This is a genomic window from Sphingobium sp. B10D7B (genome assembly GCF_025961955.1).
Classification (GTDB): Bacteria; Pseudomonadota; Alphaproteobacteria; order Sphingomonadales; family Sphingomonadaceae; genus Sphingobium.
In genome coordinates this window covers 2,286,943-2,303,224 of record NZ_JAOQOQ010000001.1, presented here as the reverse complement: position 1 = coordinate 2,303,224, position 16,282 = coordinate 2,286,943, and the positions used below count along the sequence as shown (strand labels likewise).

Sequence of the window (16,282 nt, the reverse complement as noted above, 5' to 3'; positions counted from 1 at the left end):
AGCAACCAAGTACGCAAAATCAATAATCGCCACCGTTTCGTTCATCTGGCAGCAATATTCGCGGGCAAAGCGTTACAAAAAAGAGACAGGTGTCGTGGTTAACAGAATTTTGTGAGCGAGTTCGCGAAACCAATTCGAGGGGGTGAACGTATTGCGGCCAGCCAGTTCAGAGGCAGGAGATTTATTGTATGAAAAAGATCGCTCTCATTTCGCTCACCACCGCCATGGCAGGCCTGCTGGCCGCTCCGGCTCTGGCGCAGGATGGCGCGGGTGATTGGACCGGTCCGTATGTCGGTGGCTCGCTCGGCATGGCCTGGCAGCCAAATTATGACCGCGACACGCTCGAGACGCTGACCTTCGACACCAACAATGACGGCAATTATGGCGATACCGTTTCCACGGCTGTCCCCGGCAATGCCTTCGCGCCCGGCTTCTGCCGCGGCCGCGCGCTTGGTGCCACGCCCGGCTCTTGTGCCGGTGACAAGGATCGTCGCGTCGCCTGGGGTGTCCATGCCGGTTATGACATGCAGATGGGCAACTTCGTCGTCGGCGCTGTCATCGAAGGCGGTCGCACGATGATCGGTAACTCGGTCAGCGGCTTCAGCACCACTCCGGCCAGCTATGTCCTGTCGCGTCGGATTGACTGGGATGCCAACGCCCGTCTGCGCGCCGGTCTGGCACTCGGCACCGGTACGCTGATCTACGGCACCGGCGGTGTGGCTTACGCCAAGATCAAGAACAACTTCGCCACCAGCAACACCTTCAACACCTTCACCGAGTCCAACGAAAGCGCGGATGAGTGGGGCTGGACTGCTGGCGGCGGCATCGAGCAGCGCGTGAGCGAGAACTTCTCGATCGGCGTGCAGTATCGCTACACCCGCTTCAACACGGAGGGTTACACGGTTCGTGCCGGTCAGGGCACGCCGCCCTCGTTGACGAACCCGTTCGTGATCACGCCGGCTGGCTTCACCGACATCCAGCGCACCAACGATGTGTTCGATCATCACACCGTTCGCGCGACGGCGAGCTTCCGCTTCTAAGATCGATAGCGCCCTCCCGCTTCATAAGGCGGGAGGGTGTATGTCGCACTGGAATGCCAGATATAGAAAAGGGGCCGAAACCGGCCCCTTTTTTGTCATCGCTTGATGCCTCAGCGCACCCGCGGGCCGCCATAAGGCATGGGCGGCGGCGGACGGCGCGTGCCACGCGGCAGCTGCGCCTGATAGGCCCGCCCGCAATGCTCCACGCAATAAGGGAAGCCGGGGTTCACCTTCTCACCGCAGAAGTGGAAGTCCGGCTCGCCCGGATGGCCCATCGGCCATTTGCAGATCTTCTCGTTGAGATCGAGCAGGCTGGTCTTGTCCGCGATTTCCGGGCTGGGCTTGGCGGGAACCAGCCGGCGCGGCGGTGCCGGCGGAATCGGCTGCTGCATCTCGCCCGGGCCCTGCCGCAGGAAGCCGCCAGGGCCAACCGAGACGATCCGGGGCTGGGGAGGCGGCGGCGGGGCGTCGGCAGCAGGCTGGGCCGCGACGGGCGGCTGCGGCCGTGCTTCCACCACCGGCGGCGCCTTGGGCTGCGGCTTTGCGATGCGCGGCTCGGGCGCCGGCGCGGCTTCCACCTTGGGTGCGGCGGGCGCCGGCGGTGGTGCGGCCTTGCGACTTTGCGGCGCAGCAGCACGGCTGGAGTCCGCCGCCTTCACGGGGGAGGGGCGCGACTGCAGGCCAAGGCGGTGCGCCTTGCCGATTACGGCGTTGCGGCTCACGCCGCCCAGCTCTTCAGCGATCTGGCTCGCAGTCATGCCGCGCTCCCACATCTGCCGGAGCTGATCGATGCGTTCGTCTGTCCAGGACATGCCTATTCCTTCAAATGATCGGGTCATATGGGCATCCATGGCCCAAAGGTCAAACGGCCTGTCATCGACAAAGCCGGGCGGTACAGTATCGCTGCGCCATTGCTGCTGCGGGTGGGACGCGATAGGGCGGTTTCATGGCCGAACCTGCTTCCTCGCACACCCAACCGCTCATTCGTCATGAACCGGGCGTTCCCGTCATCCACGGCGTCAACTGGTCCGGGATGAAGGCGCTCTATCTCAAGGAAGTCCGCCGCTTCCTCAAGGTGCATCTGCAGACGATCTGGGGGCCGGCACTCACCAGCCTGTTGTTCCTGATCATCTTCACCGTCGCGCTGGGGCGTGGCGGCCTGATGGTGATGGGCGTGCCCTTCGCCGATTTCGTGGCGCCCGGCCTCATCATCATGGCGATGGTGCAGAACAGCTTCCAGAATACCGCTACCGTGGTGCTCGCCGGCAAGCTGCAGGGCACGATTGTCGATTATCTCATGCCGCCTTTCTCGGCGGGGGAACTGCTGTTCGCCCTCGTCGCGGCCTCGGTGACCCGTGCGGCCTTTGTCGGTGGCGCGATCTGGCTGGCGATGCTGGCCTGGCCGGGCGTCCATGTGGCCCCGCATCATCTCTGGGCCGTCGTCTATTTCGGCATTGCTGGCTCGGCGATGCTGGGCTTCCTCGGCATTCTCACCGGGATCTGGGCGGAGAAGTTCGATCATGCCGCGGCCGTTACTAACTTCCTCGTCGCGCCGCTCTCGCTGCTCTCCGGCACCTTTTACTCGATGGACCACGTTTCGCCGATCATGCGGGCGATCAGCCACGTCAATCCGTTCTTCTACGCGATTTCGGGCTTCCGCTATGGCTTCCTCGCCGCGGCCGATTCGCCCATCGCGGTGGGCGCGGCGCTCCTGCTCGCGCTCAACCTCGTGCTGGCCGCCGTCTGCTATATCGGGCTGCGGCAGGGGTGGCGGATCAAATCCTGAAGACAGGCATAGCCCCGACTGCAACAGGCGAGGCGCCGCCCGTCAGTTCAGTGCCAGTAGCTCGGGTCGAGCGCATAATGCCCGCCGCGATGCTCGCCGAACAAGGCGGTGACAGCCGGATGATCGATCGGCTCGTCGGTTCCGTCGGCCACCAGATTCTGCTGGCTCACATAAGCGACATAGGTCGCTTCACCATTGTCCGCGAACAGATGGTAGAAAGGCTGGTCCCGCTCCGGCCGCATCGTCTCGGGAATGGCCTCATACCATTCCTCGCTGTTGGAAAAGACCGGATCGATATCGAACACAACCCCGCGAAACCCCAGCAGGCGGTGCCGGACCTTCTCCCCAATGCCGAAATGCGCGTGCGACACGCGATGGGCGGCACTGATCGTCGGAATGTGCGTCACGGAAGAGAATGACTTGCGGGCTTGGGCTTGATTCATGAGACAGATTTAGTGTCGCCGGCACCGAGTGCAAGTTTTCCCGCACCGACTGCTTGGCAAAGCCCCGATCATCCGCTAACAGCGCGCGCTCGACTACCGCAGCGGCGCCCTCTCTTAGGGCACTGCGACGCGAAAACCTCTGCGGAGAGGTGGCAGAGTGGTCGAATGCGCCGCACTCGAAATGCGGTGTACGGGCAACCGTACCGTGGGTTCGAATCCCACCCTCTCCGCCAGTTCCTGCACCTAGGTGATCAAGCCCAGTCCCGTTTGCGGCAGATCGCGTGCAACACGGCCGACTTTATGGCTTAACCCATTGTAATAATGGCGGCTTATGCGCACTCCACACAAACTCAACGTCAACCCGTTGGAGAGACTTGCGAAGCGGGGATCTATTCCGACGGCGGGCTTCTATTTGCGCGTCCGCAACTCTGGCACTCGGTCGCCCTTCAAGCGCGCCCGCCGTATATCTTCGCTCTCTCTGAAACCTATCATTGGCACGTGCTTGATCAGGCGCGTGGAAGCCCCGGCATAGCCGACATTCACTGCTCGAATGGTCGCTGAAACCTGCCCTTTGTTCATTAGACGTTTCCTAAAACTCGGGACCGATGTTGCGACACCATTTTAATGGAACGTATCGGCTGACGTGTTGCATGCGCTGTTGGCCCTTGTCCTACGAGCGACGCGCGACACCCCAAGCGTTTTGCAAATATCCAATCTATTCCGGCACCAAGTCGATCGTCACATTGTCCAATTGCCCGTTAAAGGCGAAGGGGGCCGTGAAGCTGCCGTCCAGCGTGTCGAAGCTGCGCCCGATAGCGCCGCCGCCGCGAATGATGGCGGGAATGGTCCGCTTGATCTGACCTTGGCCTACAGCGACGCCATCCACGTGCAGCACGGCATCGCCGGGCTTGCCCTGCCCATTGTCGGTCACCGCAACCGAGATGCGGTGTTTGCCGGCGGGAAGGGCAGGGCCCTGCAGGCGCAGAATGTCGCCGGGTGAATCCGAGGCCTTGTAGAGGAAGGTCGGTCGCCCGCCTATCATGTAGAGGCTCCAGCCGCCATAACGGCTGCCGTTCATGACCAGCGTGCCCTCGGCGCGTATGCCTTTTGCAAGGGCGATATCAGCCTCTGCCCGCCACGAGCGGCCGGCCAGATCCGGGAAGCCGGGGCCGGTGATCGGCCGTGTCGTCGGCTGGTAGGTGAAACGTGTCTCGCCGGCCAGCAGCGTAGGCCGATTGCGACTCGACCAGCGTGCGAAGGAGCGATTGTCGAGCGGCAGAATGTCCCCGCTCTTGGCGTCCGCCCAGAACTGGTCGATCATCGATTTCAGCCGCTCCGGCTCCTTCGCCGCCAGATTGCGCGACTGGGAGAAGTCCTCGGAGAGATTATAGAGCTCCCAGCCATTGTCGGTGGGCAGGCCGCCGGGCCCGGCGAAATCCCACGGTGCGCGGGTCGGGGTGCTGCTGAGGAACCAGCCGTCGCGGTACAGGCCGGCATTGCCTTGCAGTTCGAAAATCTGCTCGTGGCGGCGGCCTGGCGCATCGGCCTGCCCGAAACTATAGGCCATGCTGATGCCATCGAGCGGCATCTGCGTCACACCATCCACCTGCTCGGGCGGCGCGATGCCCACCGCCTCATAGATGGTCGGGACGATGTCCGCGACATGGTGGAACTGCGTGCGCACTTCGCCATGCGCCTTGATCCGCGCAGGCCAGGACACCACCAGGCCATTGCGCGTGCCACCGAGATGGGAGGCAACCTGCTTGGTCCACTGGAACGGCGCGTTCATCGCCCAGGCCCAGCCGACGGGGTAATTATTATAGAGTTCCGGGCCGCCCAGCTTGTCGATCTGGCCCAGCATTGTCGTGAGATCAGGGCGCATCCCGTTGATCGCGGCGATGTCGTTGGTCGATCCGTTCAGGCCGCCTTCGCCGCTCCCGCCATTGTCGCCCTGAATGTAGATGACGAGCGTGTTTTCAAGCTGGCCGGACGCCCGCAGCGTCTCGATGACCCGGCCGATCTGGTGATCCGCATAAGAGAGGGCGCCCGCGTAGGTCTCCATCATGCGGGCGTAGAGCCGCCGCTCATCCGGGCCGAGCGTGTCCCAGGCCGGAATGGAGGCGGGGCGCGGCGTCAGCTTGGTGCCGGCCGGGACGACGCCGGCCGCGATCTGCCGCGCCAGAATCTGCTCGCGCATCTTGTCCCAGCCCCGATCGAACTGGCCCTTGAACCGCGCGATCCAGTCGGCTGGGGCGTGATGGGGGCTGTGCGAGGTGCCCGGTGCATAGAGCATGAAGAAGGGCCGACCGGGTGCCGAAATCCCCTGCATGCGGATCCATTCGATCGCGTGATCGGCCATGTCGCGCTCAAGATGATAGCCCGGCGGGAAATTTCCGCGGGCGAGCGGCAGCTGGTTCTCGAACAAGGAGGGGTTCCACAGGCTGGTCGCGCCGCCCATGAAGCCATAGAAATAGTCGAAGCCCAGCCCGTTGGGCCAGCGGTCGAACGGACCGGCGGCACTCTGTTCCCATTCCGGGGTATTGTGATTCTTGCCGAACCACGCCGTGCCATAGCCATGCTGGCGCAGCACCTCGCCGACCGTCGCTGCGCTCTTGGGCAGGATCGTCGTGTAACCAGGATAGCCCGTGCCCATTTCGGTAATGGCGCCAAAGCCGACGCGATGCGGATTGCGGCCGGTCAGCAGCGAGGCCCGGGTCGGCGCGCAGAGCGCCGTCGTATGGAAGCGGTTGTAGCGCAGCCCATCATGGGCGAGTGCCTCGAAGGTCGGTGTCGGCACCGGGCCGCCGAACGGGGTGGTGGCGCCGAAGCCGACATCGTCGGTGATGATGACCAGAACGTTCGGCGCGCCGGCAGGCGGCTTGGGCAGCGGCGCATATTTCGGCGCATCGGACTGCGCGAGCGTGCGGCCGATCTTGCCTTCAAAGCGCTGTTCCGGCGCTGGCAGGATCGCGCCCGCCGTCTGGGCCGGTGCGGATCGCACCTCTGCTTGTCCAGCCCCTGCAGGTTGAGCCTGCGCCAGCGCCGCGCTGCTCGCGCAGATGAAGGTGAGGCAGGACGTCGAAATCAGTCGGCTCATAATCATGTCGTGCATCCCTCAGTTCGCTGACGCCGTTCCGCCCCACATATAATCACAGGCCCGTCATCAGCACGGCTATGGCAGCGACGTCCAGCAGGTTGTTTCCGCACTGTAGGACGTAGGTGATCGTTCACTACTCGTCACCAGCAGGCCTGTCGTTAGAAAGCAGCATGTGGCTTCGCCCTGCTTGCGGTCGTGCGGTCGTGCGGTCGTGCGGTCTGCGTGGCCCGTATTCCGAAAGCCGCCATTCGCTCAGGTCGATTGGCATCAGTTCCGGGCCGGTTCTGGCTGGCTCAGTTGGCGGGGCGGTAGTGGCTCGGGGAGCGCACTCGTCGGGCCCGATTAGTCAAGGGCGCCCAAAGGATGAAAAGTTGGCAAGCGTCCCTCAGGTCTTATAAAAGCGCGTCGCAAAGGTGTAAGAAACGCAGCGACAGAACCAATGCGATTATGGCGCGATGGCGTGCAGCACGCCTGCCAGCCGCTCCAGTTGCTCTTCCTCAGCGATCCGCTCCTTGAGCAGCCAGCGTCCGTCTTTATGGACCAGCCCGGTCGGGACCTTCCTGCGCCGTCCGCGCGGGGTCAGCGCAATTGCTGCAGGTCCTGCGTCGACCCTCTCTATCTGGGCCAATCGAGCGAGCAGCCTGATCCGCGCGATCGCAAGAAGTCGCTCAGCAGCATCCGGGAGCGAGCCGAACCGATCGATCAGCTCTTCTTGTAAGGCTTCGAGTTCTCCTTCGTCGCTCGCCCTGGCGATCCGCACATAGAGACCCAGACGAATGTCGACGTCGGGAATCCAGTCCTCGGGCAACGCGCCGGCCGTTCCAACATTCACCTCCGCGAGCCAAAGCCCGTCATCCTCGCCGCGTGCGGCCTTCAACGCCGCCTCAAATAAATGCTGGTAAAGGTCGACGCCCATGAGCTTCATATGCCCCGCCTGAGCATCGCTTAACAGATCGCCGGCACCGCGCTGATCAAGGTCTGCTGCACTTATCTCGAATCCCGCGCCAAGTCGGTCGTAAGTCGTAAGCGTTCGCAGGCGCTTCATCGTCTGCTCGGCAATCGTCCCACCCTCGGTGAACAGCATGACCTGTCCCCGCCTATTGCCACGGCCGACCCGTCCGCGCAGTTGATGAAGCTGGGCGAGGCCGAAACGGTCGGCGTGCCAAACGAGCATGGTATTGGCGCGCGGCACGTCCAGACCCGCCTCGATAATATTCGTTGCGAGGAGTACATCGCCCTCGCCATTGGCGAAACGGACCATAGCCGCGTCAATTTCCGCCGCCGGCAGCTTGCCATGCGCCTCGATCAGCACAAGATTGGGCGTGATGCGCCGCAATCGCTCCGAGAGAGGCGCGAGATCCTCGATCCGTGGCACGACGACGAAGCTTTGCCCGCCCCGCGAGCGCTCGCGTAGCAACGCCGTTCTCATCTGCGCGTCGTTCGGCTCGGCAAGCCTGGTACGGATCGGCTGGCGGCGCGCTGGCGGCGTTGCGATGACGGAAATCTGCTGAAGTCCGATCATCGCCCGGTGGAGTGTTCGCGGGATCGGGGTTGCGCTCATCGCGAGCAAATGGACGTCGGCCCGGCCGCGCAGCTTCGCCTTGTCAGCTGCACCAAAACGCTGCTCCTCATCTATGACAACGAGACCCAGCTTCGCATAGCGCACGTCCTTCGCCATTACCGCGCTCGTTCCGATGACGATGTCGAGCGATCCGTCCGCCAAGCCCGCCTTGACGACCTTTTTCTCTGTCGCACTCGAAAGGCGGGATAGGCTAGCGACTTTGACTCCCAGCCCTGCGAAGCGGCGCTCGAACGTTTCCAGGTGCTGGCGCACAAGCACGGTAGTCGGCGCTGCGACTACGACTTGATGCCCGGCTAGGGCAGCCAATGCCGCAGCCCGGAGGGCAACTTCGGTCTTTCCATAGCCTACATCGCCAATGATCAGTCGGTCCATTGGACGACCGCTGGCAAGATCATCGCGCACGGCTGCGATGGCCCGCGCCTGATCAGCCGTCTCATTGAACGCGAAGGTCGCAACGAAGCGCTCATAGGCAGCCACCTCCGGCTCCAGTGAAGGGGCTTTTGTATTCATGCGCTGTTGCGCCAGCTTCAAAAGCGCCTTTGCGCTCGCCGCGACGGTCTCGTCGATCTCGCCACGCCGCTTTGCCCAGCTCGTGCCATCAAGCTTGTCGAGCTTTACTGCGTCCGCATCGGCGCCATAGCGCCAGATACGCCCCGCCTCTCCGGCAGGCACCAGTCGGCGGGTACCGCCGGCATATTCCAAAATGATCGCTTCCGATCCGCCCTCGGCTGGCGCAGCATTGAGCCCGAGGACTCGCGCGACGCCATGGTCTTCATGGACGACCACATCGCCCACGCGAATATCGCCGCCTGCGCGCGCAATTTCTGACGATGCCGTCTCCGGGGCCTCGTTCAGCAACGCCCGGCTGCCCAAGAGATCGGCGGCCGCCAGCATGATCAACCCGTCTCCGACCGCGCCCCCGTCGATCGGCGCAATTAAAGCGCCACCGCTCGACTTTGGACACGCGAGAACGGAACCGAGATCGGCCACGTCCCGCAATTCGAGACCCAATTTGCGCGCGATGCGAGACCGCAGGAATCGGACATCCCGCTCGCTTCCAACGAGCAGTAATCGGTCGCCGGAATCAAGTCGCGGCTTCACAAACCGGACCATCGCGTTGAGTGGTGCGCGTTGCTCAGCGAAACGGGGGAGTGCTTCGATTTGAGCATCGGTAATCTCACTTGTGTTCCAGCCTTCTTCGCCCGCCCTCCACTCACCTTCCGCCACGGCGTCCGCCGGCTGTTCGCCCCCTGTCTCAGCTGCCAGTCGAGCAAATCGACGACGGCGCTGGTCGGCTTTTCCACTTTGAAACAGGCGCCCCGGCCGAAGATGAGCGAAAACGCTGCAACGCCGACCATCCGTTGGCTCCAGCGCGCGGCCGATCTCCAGCGCTTCGCAATCTCCAGTGCTAAGCTGGGTCGCCGGGTCGTAATGCCGGATGCTGGCGATCTGCCCATCAGAAATCTCGATGCGAGCGGGCGCACCGGCATCCGCCGGATAGATATCAATGACTTCACCCCGCACCGCGATCTCGCCCGGTTCGTCTACGCGGTCGTCACTGACATAGCCAATCGCGTTCATGTCCTGCGCAAACCCCGCAGGATCGATCTTGTCGCCCTCCCTCAGCGTAGGCGGCGCGGCGTCAAAGGCGGATGGATCCGGATAAAGCCTTGCCGCCGCTTCGCCGCTCATTACCACAGCGATGGGCTTGACGCCGCCCGCCTGCATGGAGCGCCTGAGCATGCGCAGCGCGGCAACACGCTGCCCAATGTTCGCAGGTGAAGCAGGAGCACTGTCGCCGGGCGGTGTGTCACTTGATGGTAAGAAGATGACAACGTTCTCGGGCGCTAGCTTGCCGAGGGCGGCGGCCAGCGCCTCCGCTTCCTGTTCATCATCGGCAAGATAGAGAACGTCCTCGGCTTGCAGCGCTTTCCATAGTGTCAGGGCCCGTACACCCACTCCATGCCCGCCGCTCATTTCGCGTTCTCTCCGGCGAGATCGACCGCAGTTCGCGGCCCGATATTGGCAGCGGCCATCGTAGCGGCGATCATAGTGGCCGCGGCCGCAATCCGGCCTGCAAAGTCTTCCAGGGTCTGCTCCTGCACTGGACGATAGGAAGCCTGAAACGCGCACGTTCGCCCCTGGTCGCAGGGTCGCGAGCAAATTTAGTCTGATTTATGTTGATTGTCCTGATCGGAACTTCCGACGTTGGTCAACGATGCGCCGCCTTCGCTGCATCAGCCCCTAGCTTGTCAATGTTGAGACTGCCCCCCTGATCCATCGACCGGCAGATTTGCGTCCCCGCAAGTAAACGCGTCCTTAGCGGCGGTTGCACTCGGCTCAACGAGCATTTCCGCGGGTGAGCGACGTGCGTTGGGCCGCTGGAACCTTCCTTAGACCAAGCTGGAACGACTCTCATGCCAAAGGATTTCGTGGATATGCCATTGGCGGGATTCATGATGTGGCGCAGATGAAGCGCGTCGGTCCAGAGGTCTTCATAGGCTTGGGCGGGCGCCGACGGGGTGCTGCCGGACATGCGGGTGCTCGGCGGTGAAGATCGCGACCTACAATGTGAACGGCGTCAACGGCCGGCTGCCTGTCCTCCTCCGTTGGCTGGAAGAAGCTGAACCCGATGTCGTCGTGCTCCAGGAGTTGAAAGCACCGCAGGAGCGCTTTCCCGAAGGCGCCATCCGCGATCTTGGTTATAATGTCATCTGGCACGGCCAGAAATCCTGGAACGGCGTCGCGATGCTGAGCCGCGTCGGAGAAATTCACGAGACCCGGCGAGGGCTTCCCGACGACCCGGACCCGAGCCAAAGCCGGTACCTCGAGGCGGCGGTCAACGGTATCCTGATTGGCGGGCTTTATCTCCCGAATGGCAATCCCCGACCTGGCCCCAAATTCGACTATAAGCTGCGCTGGTTCGAGCGGCTGATCGATCACGCTGCCGGGTTGCTCGAAACCGGGCTGCCAGTAATGCTTGCTGGTGACTTCAATGTCATGCCCACCGATCTGGACGTCTATAAGCCCGAGCGCTGGCTCGACGACGCCCTGTTCGCGCCTGAGGTGAAGGCGGCCTATTTCCGGTTGCTGGACCAAGGTTGGACAGATGCGCTTCGCACGCTTCATCCCGGCGAAGTCATCTACACCTTCTGGGATTATTTCCGGAACGCCTACGGCCGAAATGCAGGCCTTAGAATAGACCATCTGCTGCTCAGCCCGGCCCTCGCCAGCCGACTGGTCGATGCTCAGGTTGACGCCCATGTGCGTAGCTGGGAAAAAACGAGCGACCATGCGCCAGTTTGGATCGAGCTTGCCGATAAGCCCAAACGCAAAAGAACCCCGAAAGCTATGTCATGATGGAGACTGAAAGCTTCCTCCTGGGCAAAAACGGCTGGGTGCCGAACAACGATCGGTTGCCCGTGATCGTCTATCGCGGCGTATTGCAGGGCGGTAACTCGGATTTGGCCGAACGGTTCGAAGCGCTGTTCGCGGAGAATGGCTGGCCGCCCGATTGGCGTGACGGTGTGTTCGACTATCATCATTATCATTCGACCACGCATGAAGCGCTCGGCGTGTTTGCCGGAAGGGCGACGCTCGAACTCGGTGGACCTGACGGCCGGCAGGGCGAGGTCGTGGCGGGCGATGCGGTGATGTTGCCCGTCGGCACCGGCCACCGCTGCGTCGCGTCCAGCGAAGATTTTCAGGTTGTTGGCGCGTACCCGAAAGGGCTGAGCTGGGACATCTGCCGGGAAGGGGCCAACGATGCCGCCGAGGCGCGAATGGCCGCTGTGCCTGAACCCCGTCGCGATCCCGTGACTGGCGAAACGGGCGCGCGGATCGGGGCATAAGAAGGATCAGCCGCGAGACAGCTCTGCTTTCAGTGCGTCGATCCGCGTCGTCCCCTTCGCTTAGGTCAGGTCTTCGGGCGGAAGTTTCTTCCCGATTTCCTCGCTCTTTTCGACGAGTTGAATGAGTTCGGCAGGCTTCAACTCTCGCACCAACTGATCGAACGTGCATTGCGCGGGCGCTTTGTCAGGGCGCCAGCGGTGAAAGCGGGTACCGTGGCGGAACCGGCATGCGGTGATCTGGTCATAAATGACCTCGGCGATCAGCCCATGATCGAGCGCAATATAATCGCCGCTCTTGTCAGGATTCCAGCGGCTGGGTCCGCCGGGCGCCTTTCCGGTAAACCCCGGCCCGCCTTCATGCGGCTTGAGTGTTTTGATCAGGGCCTTGCGCTCGGTAGCGGGGAAACCCGAGCTAAATCCGACAAGATCGAGATGACCAGTCTGAGTATAGAGCCCAAGGAGCAGTGAGGCGACATCGCCCTTGGCAGTCTTGCGATATCCGCCAACCACGCAATCGGCCGTGCGCAATTGCTTCACCTTCCGCATCGCGCGTTCCCCTGGTCGATAGGGCTCGTCGAGCGCCTTGGCGATCACGCCATCAAGGGCGCCGCCCGTTTCGGCGAGCCAGGTTTTTGCTTGCTCCAGCGATTCTGAGGCCGGCGACAGGATCAGTGATGAATTGGCTATCGAGCTGTATAGCGCCTCAAGCGCGCCCCGTCGTTCCGCCAGCGGCTTGTCGCGAAGGTTGCTGCTGCCGATTGCCAGCGCGTCGAACAGGATAAGCTGCGCGGGTGTCTCCCTCGAGAGCTTGGCGATGCGCGAGGCAGCGGGATGGAGGCGGGCCTGAAGCGCATCGAAGGAGAGATGATCGCCGATCGGGATCACCAGTTCACCGTCAAGGAGCAGGTGCTTCTCAGGACGGTTGCGAATATGGGCAATCATTTCCGGAAAGTAGCGGCCGAGCGGCTTGCCCGATTTGGACCAGATCTCGATATCGTCACCATCGCGCGCAGCGATCGCGCGAAAGCCATCCCATTTGGGTTCATACTGCCAGCCGGGTGGGGAGGGCAGTTCCTCGACCAAAACCGCTTCCATGGGCGCAAGCGGAGCCTTGCTGCCGCCAGTGGTATGGGTTGATTTCGAGCGAGCCATGCCGGGATAACCCCTGGCCAGGATAGCGGTTGCTTATCATCGAAACGGCTCAGCTTGAAAGACTGGCGAACCATTCAGCGTAGACCGTCGTACGGACCATGCGGCGATTGAGATCGGGCGCGCCATCAGTCCACCACACGGGACCGCGCTCGCCGAGGGCTCGCTTAGCTTCGTCAACTTCGCCGTGCGCGCAATCCTCGGCTGATTTGTAATGAGCGCGTCTGGCGGTACCGACCGCCCGGCGTGCGGCCATCAACGTTTTGACGAGACGTGCGCGTCTCTCTTCGGACAGCCCCGGGTCTGACATGCGCCACAACCGGCCGCGCACCACGAAGTAACGTCCGTCGGGCGTGACCGGATGATGGCCGGCCTTACGCGGGCTATCGGGCATGGTCGCTCAGTTCGTCAGCGCGCGCGAGGGCTGCATCGCGCACCGCGCACCAGCGTGCCCTCTCGACCTGTGCATCGGCCAGCGCGCGATGCGCGGGAGGAACTTCAATCTCGCGCACCTCGGCGAGCGTAAGGAGGTTCGCGACTTCTTCCGCAAGCTGTTCCGACGGTAGGAAAGGAGCCAGAATGCGCTCGACTGTTTCGCGCTGAGCCGCATCGCTGTCACGCAGCCGCAGCGTATCGCGAGGATAGCCCGCGGCACGAAGCAACGTACTTAGCCATTTGCCATCCCACTTGCGCACCGCGGACGATGATGCTTCAGCCTTTGCCGCGAAGCGTTTGGGCGCCAGAGCCCACAGAGCCTGTTCCTCCTGTAAAGGTCTATCCTATGCTGACGATAACAGTCCTCCTCGCTGCTGCGGCTCCACCGCAAGATGTGGTGAGGGCAGATCCTGTCGCTGGCATGCTGGCCGTCGGGATCGGCGAAGATGAGGTCGCGATTGCCGGGATCACGGACACCGCCGTTCAAAAGTGCGTTCGGTTTTTCGAAGAGGAGCTGGCGCCGGAGGCGGGCATGCGTATCGACCGCAGTGCGATGACGTCCAGCCCAGAACAGGGGCAAATCTGGCGGGCAGATGCGGTGAGCGTGCAACCGCCACTGCGCGCGTCGCGGTTCACCTGTACCAAGGATGGCAAATCCATTGAGCCGCTAGGCGCGCCAGAGGCGCAATAGGCCGGCGAATGACCATGAGGAAAGGACAGCTGTTGAACGGCAAAATTGCTACGTTGCTATGCGGCCTGCTCGCGCTGGCGCCGATGGCGGCCCAGGCGCGCTCCTCGCAATGGTGGTTCGTGGCACAGGGCGCAGACCGGGTTCTGTTCGTCGATGTGGGCTCCATCGAGCGTGAGGGCGATATCGTCCGGTATCAGGCCAGCCAGGTGATCCGCGATCCCAATGATCCAGCGGCCCTCATCCGCGCCTATATGGTGACCGACTGTAAGAAACGCACCGAAAGCTGGGATATGGCGATGCGCTATGACGCTGAGGATCAACGGCTCGACGAGACCGCGGTGCGCTTTCCGACCGAAGCCGTCCTGCCCGACACGATCGGCGATGCGCAATTGCAGTTCGTCTGCGCCGCGGATCGCGCGCAGAGCGACGGCTTCCCCCTGCAGATCGACGAAGTCGCATTTGCCGAGGCTCTGATCGCTGACACCCACGCGTCGGAAAGCCCGAAGGCAATCCACGAACGCATGCGGCTTGATCCCGAGGTGCCGGTCATTCGCTCGAAGGCGCCCGGCGTTGAAACCTTCGGCACGCCGCAGATCGCGCTGGCGGGACATGCCGTCGTTCCGCCACGGGATTATGCGAAGGGTGTGCAGATCCCCATCGTCAGTGATTATGACACGGATGTGGTCGGTCAGATTTACGACATTGCCTATCTGGGGGTGCAGAACGGCGAGTTGGTGTTCGAGAAGCGTGGCTACAGCATTGACGACCTCGCCCATGCCGGTTCTGGCCAGCCCATGCGCGTTCCGCAAACGCAAAAGACGGTTCACATCGGCGATTTCATGATCGACGTGCTTGAGGCTACGCCGCAATCGCTGCACTTTCGCGCACAGCTCGTCCGTGACGCGGCCGAGGGACAAGGGGGATGACATCGGCCTTGCGGCCCATAGTCGTCCTCGCGCTGGCAATCTTCTTCGTGGTGCTTCCTGCGCAGGCGCAGGAAGCCGCGACAGCAACGCAAACGCCACCGCAAATGGAGCCGTCACAGGAGGACGCGCCGACCTCCGTGCCGGACCTTGTCACGCGCTGCGACGAAGAGCATGCGGACAGTTGCGCCGACCTGGGCGAGCGCTACCGTGAAGGCCGGGGTGTCGCACGCGATCTGGTGCGGGCGACCTATTTTGCCGGCAAGGCGTGCAATCTCGGTGACATGGCAAGCTGCACCATGGCCGGCTTCGCTTATGGGCAGGGGCAGGGCGTCGCCCTGTCGATGGACCGAGCCGCTGCTTATTACGCCTATGCCTGCCGGAGCGGCGATGCCACCGGATGCTCGAACCTGGGTCTCGCTTATATTCGCGGGGATGGCGTTGTGAAGGACGACGTCCGTGCCGCTGCTCTCTTCCGGGAAGCCTGCGACAAGGGATCGTCCGACGGATGCATGAACCTCGGCGCTGCCTATTCGCTGGGCAAGGGACTGCGCCGTAATCATGCAGAAGCCGCGCGCCTTTTCGGGCAGGGCTGCGACGCGGGCGATGACAAATCATGCTATAACCTCGGCGTTCTCTACCGCGACGGCCTCGGCGTGTCGCGTGACTACGCGCGAGCGGCAGAATTGTTCGAGAAGACGTGTCAGGCTGACGACGCGAGCGCCTGCGGCAATCTCGCGATGATGATCCATCGGGGCCAGGGAGTCCGTAAAGACCGGAGCGGCGCGCTCGACATGTTCGACAAGGCGTGCGGGATCGGGGAGGCGGAAAGCTGCTTCATGATTGGGAAAGCCAATCTGGAGGGCCAGCACGGTCGAGATCGCAATCTTGCGCGAGCGATTGCCTTGCTGGAGCGATCCCTGAAGCTGGACCCGAAGGCTTCCTTCGCCGGCAAGGTGAGGAAGGCGCTCGCCGATGCACACGCTGCGGCGAGCGCTTCAAGCGCGGTCGAGGATGGCGGAAAGGAACAGCGCTGAGGTGCGCGCCCCGGGTTGATCTGCCTTGGGAATGCTTGGGCTGATCCATAGAGGCATAAAAGCAGTCCCCGGACGATGCTCGACGGGCTGCGTCTTCCAAACACGGTGCGGACGAGACAAGTCGAGCACTGAGCAATCTTGCTGAGCCCTTCGAAGCAGCGCTTATCCGCTCCGGCCCGCTTGATCGGCAACTGTCGGCAAGACGGGATACTATCGGCGTGGGGAAGAACTTGAACCTCTGGTTGGTT

Annotated in this window: 14 protein-coding genes and 1 tRNA gene; 8 read left to right on the top strand and 7 right to left on the bottom strand. The window is 62.8% G+C overall.

The window, feature by feature from the left end:
• The first annotated feature begins 188 nt into the window (after positions 1–188).
• A complete protein-coding gene (locus M2331_RS10940) occupies positions 189–1,040 on the top strand; it encodes an outer membrane protein (protein WP_181560305.1) in 852 nt (283 codons plus the stop codon).
• 110 nt (positions 1,041–1,150) lie between these two features.
• Here M2331_RS10940 and M2331_RS10935 read toward each other — a convergent pair whose 3' ends face one another.
• Positions 1,151–1,852, bottom strand: coding sequence for a GcrA family cell cycle regulator (locus tag M2331_RS10935; RefSeq protein ID WP_181560304.1), 702 nt, complete (start codon positions 1,850–1,852; stop codon positions 1,151–1,153).
• A gap of 134 nt (positions 1,853–1,986) precedes the next feature.
• Between M2331_RS10935 and M2331_RS10930 the strand changes: the two genes are divergently transcribed.
• The gene (locus M2331_RS10930) at positions 1,987–2,826 is read left to right on the top strand and encodes an ABC transporter permease (RefSeq protein WP_181560303.1); all 840 of its coding nucleotides are present in this window, start codon (positions 1,987–1,989) and stop codon (positions 2,824–2,826) included.
• Positions 2,827–2,873: 47 nt separating this feature from the next.
• Here the strand turns inward: M2331_RS10930 and hspQ are convergent, their stop codons facing one another.
• Complete coding sequence (hspQ, locus tag M2331_RS10925) at positions 2,874–3,269, bottom strand: heat shock protein HspQ (RefSeq protein WP_181560302.1); 396 nt, start codon at positions 3,267–3,269, stop codon at positions 2,874–2,876.
• Positions 3,270–3,412: 143 nt separating this feature from the next.
• Between hspQ and M2331_RS10920 the strand changes: the two genes are divergently transcribed.
• Positions 3,413–3,502: transfer RNA gene (locus M2331_RS10920), tRNA-Ser, on the top strand.
• A gap of 482 nt (positions 3,503–3,984) precedes the next feature.
• On the opposite strand, the gene M2331_RS10915 is transcribed toward M2331_RS10920, so the two are convergent.
• Both M2331_RS10915 and M2331_RS10910 read right to left on the bottom strand, forming a co-directional pair.
• Entirely contained in the window at positions 3,985–6,366 is a 2,382-nt protein-coding gene (locus tag M2331_RS10915; protein WP_184117265.1) for an arylsulfatase, read from the bottom strand.
• 445 nt (positions 6,367–6,811) lie between these two features.
• Positions 6,812–9,925 carry a TRCF domain-containing protein gene (locus tag M2331_RS10910; protein ID WP_181560300.1) on the bottom strand — a complete coding sequence of 1,038 codons (3,114 nt, stop codon included), beginning with the start codon at positions 9,923–9,925 and terminating at the stop codon, positions 6,812–6,814.
• A gap of 573 nt (positions 9,926–10,498) precedes the next feature.
• Here M2331_RS10910 and xth point away from each other — a divergent pair.
• Both xth and M2331_RS10900 read left to right on the top strand, forming a co-directional pair.
• Positions 10,499–11,308: an exodeoxyribonuclease III gene (xth, locus tag M2331_RS10905; protein WP_181560299.1), complete on the top strand. Its 810-nt coding sequence runs from the start codon at positions 10,499–10,501 to the stop codon at positions 11,306–11,308.
• Positions 11,305–11,799, top strand: a complete 495-nt coding sequence (locus M2331_RS10900) for a cupin (protein WP_181560298.1) — start codon at positions 11,305–11,307, stop codon at positions 11,797–11,799. Before xth ends, M2331_RS10900 begins: the two co-directional genes overlap by 4 nt.
• Before the next feature lie 60 nt (positions 11,800–11,859).
• Here the strand turns inward: M2331_RS10900 and M2331_RS10895 are convergent, their stop codons facing one another.
• The 3 genes from M2331_RS10895 to M2331_RS10885 are packed head-to-tail and all read right to left on the bottom strand — an operon-like array spanning position 11,860 to position 13,643.
• Positions 11,860–12,951, bottom strand: coding sequence for an ATP-dependent DNA ligase (locus M2331_RS10895; RefSeq protein WP_181560297.1), 1,092 nt, complete (start codon positions 12,949–12,951; stop codon positions 11,860–11,862).
• Positions 12,952–13,000: 49 nt separating this feature from the next.
• Complete coding sequence (locus M2331_RS10890) at positions 13,001–13,342, bottom strand: hypothetical protein (RefSeq protein WP_181560296.1); 342 nt, start codon at positions 13,340–13,342, stop codon at positions 13,001–13,003.
• Entirely contained in the window at positions 13,332–13,643 is a 312-nt protein-coding gene (locus tag M2331_RS10885; protein WP_220128549.1) for a hypothetical protein, read from the bottom strand. Before M2331_RS10885 ends, M2331_RS10890 begins: the two co-directional genes overlap by 11 nt.
• Before the next feature lie 161 nt (positions 13,644–13,804).
• Here M2331_RS10885 and M2331_RS10880 point away from each other — a divergent pair, with 161 nt between their 5' ends.
• Genes M2331_RS10880 through M2331_RS10870 form a run of 3 tightly spaced genes read left to right on the top strand, consistent with a single transcriptional unit; the run spans position 13,805 to position 16,034 of the window.
• Positions 13,805–14,074 carry a hypothetical protein gene (locus M2331_RS10880; protein ID WP_184117264.1) on the top strand — a complete coding sequence of 90 codons (270 nt, stop codon included), beginning with the start codon at positions 13,805–13,807 and terminating at the stop codon, positions 14,072–14,074.
• A gap of 32 nt (positions 14,075–14,106) precedes the next feature.
• The gene (locus tag M2331_RS10875; RefSeq protein WP_181560294.1) at positions 14,107–15,000 is read left to right on the top strand and encodes a hypothetical protein; all 894 of its coding nucleotides are present in this window, start codon (positions 14,107–14,109) and stop codon (positions 14,998–15,000) included.
• On the top strand, positions 14,997–16,034 hold the full coding sequence (locus M2331_RS10870) for a tetratricopeptide repeat protein (protein ID WP_181560293.1): 1,038 nt from the start codon (positions 14,997–14,999) through the stop codon (positions 16,032–16,034). Before M2331_RS10875 ends, M2331_RS10870 begins: the two co-directional genes overlap by 4 nt.
• The last annotated feature ends 248 nt before the right edge of the window (positions 16,035–16,282 follow it).

Excerpts from the sequence above, each read along its gene's own strand:
- M2331_RS10940 (WP_181560305.1), top strand. The coding sequence starts at position 189 with ATGAAAAAGATCGCTCTCATTTCGCTCACCACCGCCATGGCAGGCCTG.
- M2331_RS10935 (WP_181560304.1), bottom strand. The coding sequence starts at position 1,852 with ATGTCCTGGACAGACGAACGCATCGATCAGCTCCGGCAGATGTGGGAG.
- M2331_RS10930 (WP_181560303.1), top strand. The coding sequence starts at position 1,987 with ATGGCCGAACCTGCTTCCTCGCACACCCAACCGCTCATTCGTCATGAA.
- hspQ (WP_181560302.1), bottom strand. The coding sequence starts at position 3,269 with ATGAATCAAGCCCAAGCCCGCAAGTCATTCTCTTCCGTGACGCACATT.
- M2331_RS10915 (WP_184117265.1), bottom strand. The coding sequence starts at position 6,366 with ATGAGCCGACTGATTTCGACGTCCTGCCTCACCTTCATCTGCGCGAGC.
- M2331_RS10910 (WP_181560300.1), bottom strand. The coding sequence starts at position 9,925 with ATGAGCGGCGGGCATGGAGTGGGTGTACGGGCCCTGACACTATGGAAA.
- M2331_RS10900 (WP_181560298.1), top strand. The coding sequence starts at position 11,305 with ATGATGGAGACTGAAAGCTTCCTCCTGGGCAAAAACGGCTGGGTGCCG.
- M2331_RS10895 (WP_181560297.1), bottom strand. The coding sequence starts at position 12,951 with ATGGCTCGCTCGAAATCAACCCATACCACTGGCGGCAGCAAGGCTCCG.
- M2331_RS10890 (WP_181560296.1), bottom strand. The coding sequence starts at position 13,342 with ATGCCCGATAGCCCGCGTAAGGCCGGCCATCATCCGGTCACGCCCGAC.
- M2331_RS10880 (WP_184117264.1), top strand. The coding sequence starts at position 13,805 with ATGCTGGCCGTCGGGATCGGCGAAGATGAGGTCGCGATTGCCGGGATC.
- M2331_RS10870 (WP_181560293.1), top strand. The coding sequence starts at position 14,997 with ATGACATCGGCCTTGCGGCCCATAGTCGTCCTCGCGCTGGCAATCTTC.